The sequence below is a fragment of the Streptomyces recifensis genome, assembly GCF_002154615.1.
Taxonomy (GTDB): Bacteria; Actinomycetota; Actinomycetes; order Streptomycetales; family Streptomycetaceae; genus Streptomyces; species Streptomyces griseoluteus.
The window spans coordinates 1-4355 of the sequence record NZ_MUNH01000495.1 but is presented as its reverse complement, the minus strand read 5'-3'; the positions used below and the strand labels follow the sequence as shown (position 1 = coordinate 4355).

Here is a 4355-nt window from a genome sequence, read left to right as displayed (position 1 = left end):
TTCACGGACCTCTCCGCGACCCGCCCCGACGACATAGACGGGACGGTCGGCGGGGGTCGCGGAGAGGTCCGTGAACGAGGGACGCGAGTCGGCCATAGCGCGAGCGTATTCACCCACCCGATTGATGGGTCTCGGTCAAGACCGGAATCGGTTGCGGATTGATCACGGCTGTGTACGGCATGCGGACAGAACCCGCCGGAACGCCCACACCGCGAGCGAAATTGCCGTGTGTGTGGGGGAGTCGGGGTCGAGGATCAACACATGGAGCCCCACGACTGGCAGTTGACCGAAGACCTGGACGAATTCCTCACGATCGCAGACGACTTCCTGCGCTCCAGACCTGCCCTGCACACCGTCACGCTCACGGTCGCCGACGGGCTGCGCACGAGCGGGCCCTACACCTACGGCGCCGAACCGCCCCGCTTCGGCGTGCTCCGTGACGGGGGCGGCCCGGTCCGGGCGACCCTGCTGCACACCCCGCCGCGCCCGGTCCAGCTCACCCCGGTCGACCCGGCGGCCGCGGCCGCGCTGGCCGGCCGGCTCGCGGAGACGGGCCACCAGGTCCCCGGTGTCTGGGCGGAGCGGGAGACCGCCGCCGCCTTCGCCGCCGCCTGGCAGCGCCGCACCGGGGCGACCGCCGGGCAGTCCGAGCGTCAACGCCTCTACCGGCTTGCCGCGTTGGTCTCGCCCGAGCGCACCCCGCCGGGGCGTGCCCGAGTGGCGGACGCCGCCGACCGGGAACTGCTGGCGCGCTGGTACGTGGAGTTCGCGGCGGAAACCGGCGGGCGGCCCGGCCAGGACCCGGCCCGGTGGGCCGACTCCCGCCTGGCGCACGGCGGCGCCACCCTCTGGGAGACCCCGGACGGCACCCCCGTCTCCCTCGCCGGGCATCTGCCGGAGAGCGCCGGGCAGATCCGGGTGGCCCCCGTCTACACCCCTGCCGCCCTGCGCGGCCGCGGCTACGCGGGCGCGGTCACCGCGGAGGTGAGCGGGCGGGCGGCGGCGACGGGGGCCGAGGTGCTGCTCTTCACCGACCTGGCCAACCCGGTCTCCAACCGGCTCTACCAGCGGCTCGGCTACCGCCCCGTCGCGGACTTCGCCACCTGGACGTTCGCGGCTCCGGCCGGCTGACGCCCCTTACGGCCACAGCAGCCGCCGCTCCCAGCCGAACTCCGTGCGGCGGTACTCCAGGCGGACGTGGCGGCGGTCGGGGTCGCCCTGGAAGAACTCCACCGAGCGGGGGTGGAGGCGGTAGAGGGTCCAGGTGGGAGCCGGGGCGGTGGGGTGCTCGCGGGCGTGGGACCAGGCGTCCTCGGAGGCTCGGCGCAGATCGTCCAGGGAGTCCAGCTCCTCGCTCTGCCGGCCGGTGAGGGCGGCGGCGAGCGCGCCGGTGGACCGGGCCTGGAGGTCGGCCTGGGCGGCCTCGGCGGGGGCGGCCGTGACCGGGCCGCGGACGCGGACCTGGCGGCCCAGCGCGGGCCAGTAGAAGGCGAGGGCGGCGTACGGGTGGGCGATCAGGTCGCGGCCCTTGCGGCTGGATGAGTGTGTGCCGAAGGTCCAGCCGTCGGCGTCGGCGCCGTGCAGCAGCAGGACGCGCACGTCCGGACGGCCCTCCTCGTCCACCGTCGCCAGGGACATGGCGTGCGGCTCGGGCTGGCCCGCCCGCGCCGCGTCGGCCAGCCAGGCGGTGAACAGGGGCAGCGGGGTCGGGGGAGCGGTGTCCGGGTCGAAGGGCCGCAGCTCGGTGGTGTCCGGGGACCAGACCTTCAGGGAGCGCAGCAGTCCGTCGAGTTCGTCGTGTGCCATGCGCCGAGTATCCGTCCCCGCACACGGCGACAGGCGGTGGTCCACGCCGAGGTGGACCACCGCCTGCCAGACAGGACTTGGGGCCGGTGCGAGTGCCGGTCGCTACTTCGTGGGTTTCTTGCCGGTGACTCCCAGGTAGATCAGCAGCGCCAGGTTCGGTTTGATATCGGCCTGCTTCACGCCCCAGGCGGTGAAGCCCTTCTGGTGGGCCGCGACCGAGGACAGCATGGTGACGAGGGAACCGGCGATCGCCGCCGGGTTCACGTCCTTGTCCACCCGGCCCTTGGACTTCAGCTCGGTGATCGCCTCGGAGAGGGAACCGTGCACCGCGTTGAGGATCCGCATCCGCAGCTTGTTGAACCGCTTGTCGCCCTCGGCCGCCGCCAGGTCGACCACGCGCAGGATCGCGTCGTGGCGCCGGTAGAAGTCCAGGAAGCCGTCCACCAGGTCCTGCGCGGTCTGCCACCCGGCCTTGCCGGTCCAGGTCCGGCCGGCCAGCAGCTCGGTCAGCTCGGCACTCTCGGCGGCCATCGAGTCGGCGATCTCCAGGACGGCACCCTCGACGTCCGGGAAGTACTGGTAGAAGGTCGCGGGCGAGGTGCCCGCCTTCCGCGCGACATCGATGACCTTGACATCTCGGTACGGGGAGGAGCTGAGCATCTCGCTGAGGCAGTCGAGCAGCTTCTGCCGGGTCGCCTGCCCACGCCGGCCGGCCACCCGGCCGTCGACGGTACGCACTTGTCCTGTCATGCCGTCAGCTTACCGACGGGGGGCAGGAGCGCGATTCGGCCGACTGCAAATGGGGTGCGACCCCGGCTGAGGCGAGCTTTCCCTGGTCCTGCGGGGTGCGCGGGTCCCGGTTACTTTGACGACATGGCCGAAAACAGCGCATCGATGTACGGAGAGGGCACCCCCTGCTGGGCGGACGCCCAGCTCCCCGACGTCGAGGCGGGCAAGCGGTTCTACGGCGAGCTGTTCGGCTGGACCTTCGACGACGAGGACGCCCCCGGCGCCTCCGTCCGGGCCCGGCTGGACGGCGAACCGGTCGCCTCGCTCGCGCCCAAGACCGACGGCCGGATGCCCACCGTCTGGACGGTGTACTTCGCCACCCCGGACGCCCGCGCCCTGACCCGCAGGATCACCGATGCCGGGGGCCGCCTGATCTCCGGTCCCTCCGCCGTGGCCGACCTCGGCGCCGCCGCACTGGTCACCGACCCCCAGGGCGCGGTCTTCGGGCTGTGGCAGTCCGACGGCCACCGGGGCTTCGGGCGGCGCCGCGAGCCGGGCGCCTTCGTGTGGACCGAGCTGTACACCCCCGACCCCGCCGCCGCGAACACCTTCTACGGCGACCTCTTCCACGAGGCCCTCTTCGGCTCCGGCGCCGAACCCGACTTCGGCCGCGCCCTGATCACCGACGTCTTCCCGGCCGAGATGCCCGCGCACTTCCTCGTGCACTTCCGCGTCGGCGACCTCGACGCCGCCCTCGCCACCGTGCGGCGGCTCGGCGGCCGGGTCCAGGTGCCGCCCTTCGACGCGTCGTACGGACGGGTGGCGGTCGTCACGGACAATCAAGGGGCGTCCTTCGCGCTGCTGACCCGGTGACGGGACGGAAGCGGGGGCGGTGAAATGACGGGATAGGGCACGAGACACCCCGATTCGCCACCGGGTTCGCAACCGGCCGCCCGGCCAGGAAGAATCGGGGTGCGTGCCGCCAGGGCGGTGCGGTGGTGAGACGCTGCACTTCGGTCGCGTCCAAAGGCGGAAGACGCGGCTCGTACGGGGAGGTGGCAGGCAAGTGGTGGATCAGCTTACGCAGCACGATCCGCGGCGGATCGGGCCGTTCGAGGTGCTGGGCCGGCTGGGCGCCGGCGGCATGGGGCTGGTCTATCTGGCGCGCTCGGCGTCGGGGCGGCGGGTGGCCATCAAGACGGTCCGCACGGAGCTGGCCGAGGACCAGCTCTTCCGGGTCCGCTTCACCCGCGAGGTGGAGGCGGCCCGCGCGGTCTCCGGCTTCTACACGGCCGCCGTCGTCGACGCGGACCCGCGGGCGGCGGTGCCCTGGCTGGCCACCGCGTACGTCCCGGCGCCCTCGCTCGAGGAGATAGTGAACGAGTGCGGGCCGCTCCCGGCCCAGGCGGTGCGCTGGCTCGCGGCGGGGGTGGCCGAGGCGCTCCAGTCCATCCACGGCGCAGGCCTGGTCCACCGCGACCTGAAGCCGTCCAACGTGCTGGTGGTCGAGGACGGCCCCCGCGTCATCGACTTCGGCATCGCCTCCGGGGTGTCCAACACCCGGCTGACGATGACGAACGTCGCGGTCGGCACCCCCGCCTACATGTCGCCCGAGCAGGCCAAGGACTCCCGCAGCGTCACCGGTGCCAGCGACGTGTTCTCGCTCGGCTCCACCCTGGTCTTCGCCGCCACCGGACACCCGCCCTTCCACGGCGCCAACCCGGTCGAGACGGTGTTCATGCTGCTGCGTGAGGGCCCGGACATCACCGGGCTGCCCGACGAGCTGCGTCCGCTGATCGATGCCTGCATGCAGATGGAGG

Annotated in this window: 5 protein-coding genes; 3 read left to right on the top strand and 2 right to left on the bottom strand. The window is 72.9% G+C overall.

What is annotated here, in order from left to right:
• Positions 1-261 precede the first annotated feature (261 nt).
• Positions 262-1131: a GNAT family N-acetyltransferase gene (locus CCN33_RS23915; RefSeq protein WP_086695568.1), complete on the top strand. Its 870-nt coding sequence runs from the start codon at positions 262-264 to the stop codon at positions 1129-1131.
• Between the two features lie 6 nt (positions 1132-1137).
• Here the strand turns inward: CCN33_RS23915 and CCN33_RS23910 are convergent, their stop codons facing one another.
• Both CCN33_RS23910 and CCN33_RS23905 read right to left on the bottom strand, forming a co-directional pair.
• The gene (locus tag CCN33_RS23910) at positions 1138-1806 is read right to left on the bottom strand and encodes a pyridoxine/pyridoxamine 5'-phosphate oxidase (RefSeq protein ID WP_086695567.1); all 669 of its coding nucleotides are present in this window, start codon (positions 1804-1806) and stop codon (positions 1138-1140) included.
• A 102-nt stretch (positions 1807-1908) separates the two neighbouring features.
• The gene (locus tag CCN33_RS23905) at positions 1909-2556 is read right to left on the bottom strand and encodes a TetR family transcriptional regulator (protein WP_086695566.1); all 648 of its coding nucleotides are present in this window, start codon (positions 2554-2556) and stop codon (positions 1909-1911) included.
• A gap of 123 nt (positions 2557-2679) precedes the next feature.
• Here CCN33_RS23905 and kbpA point away from each other — a divergent pair, with 123 nt between their 5' ends.
• Both kbpA and CCN33_RS23890 read left to right on the top strand, forming a co-directional pair.
• Complete coding sequence (gene kbpA / locus CCN33_RS23900; RefSeq protein ID WP_086695565.1) at positions 2680-3408, top strand: AfsK-binding protein KbpA; 729 nt, start codon at positions 2680-2682, stop codon at positions 3406-3408.
• Between the two features lie 193 nt (positions 3409-3601).
• Positions 3602-4355 (top strand): serine/threonine-protein kinase (locus CCN33_RS23890; protein WP_140394642.1); only part of this gene is annotated, 754 nt, incomplete at its 3' end.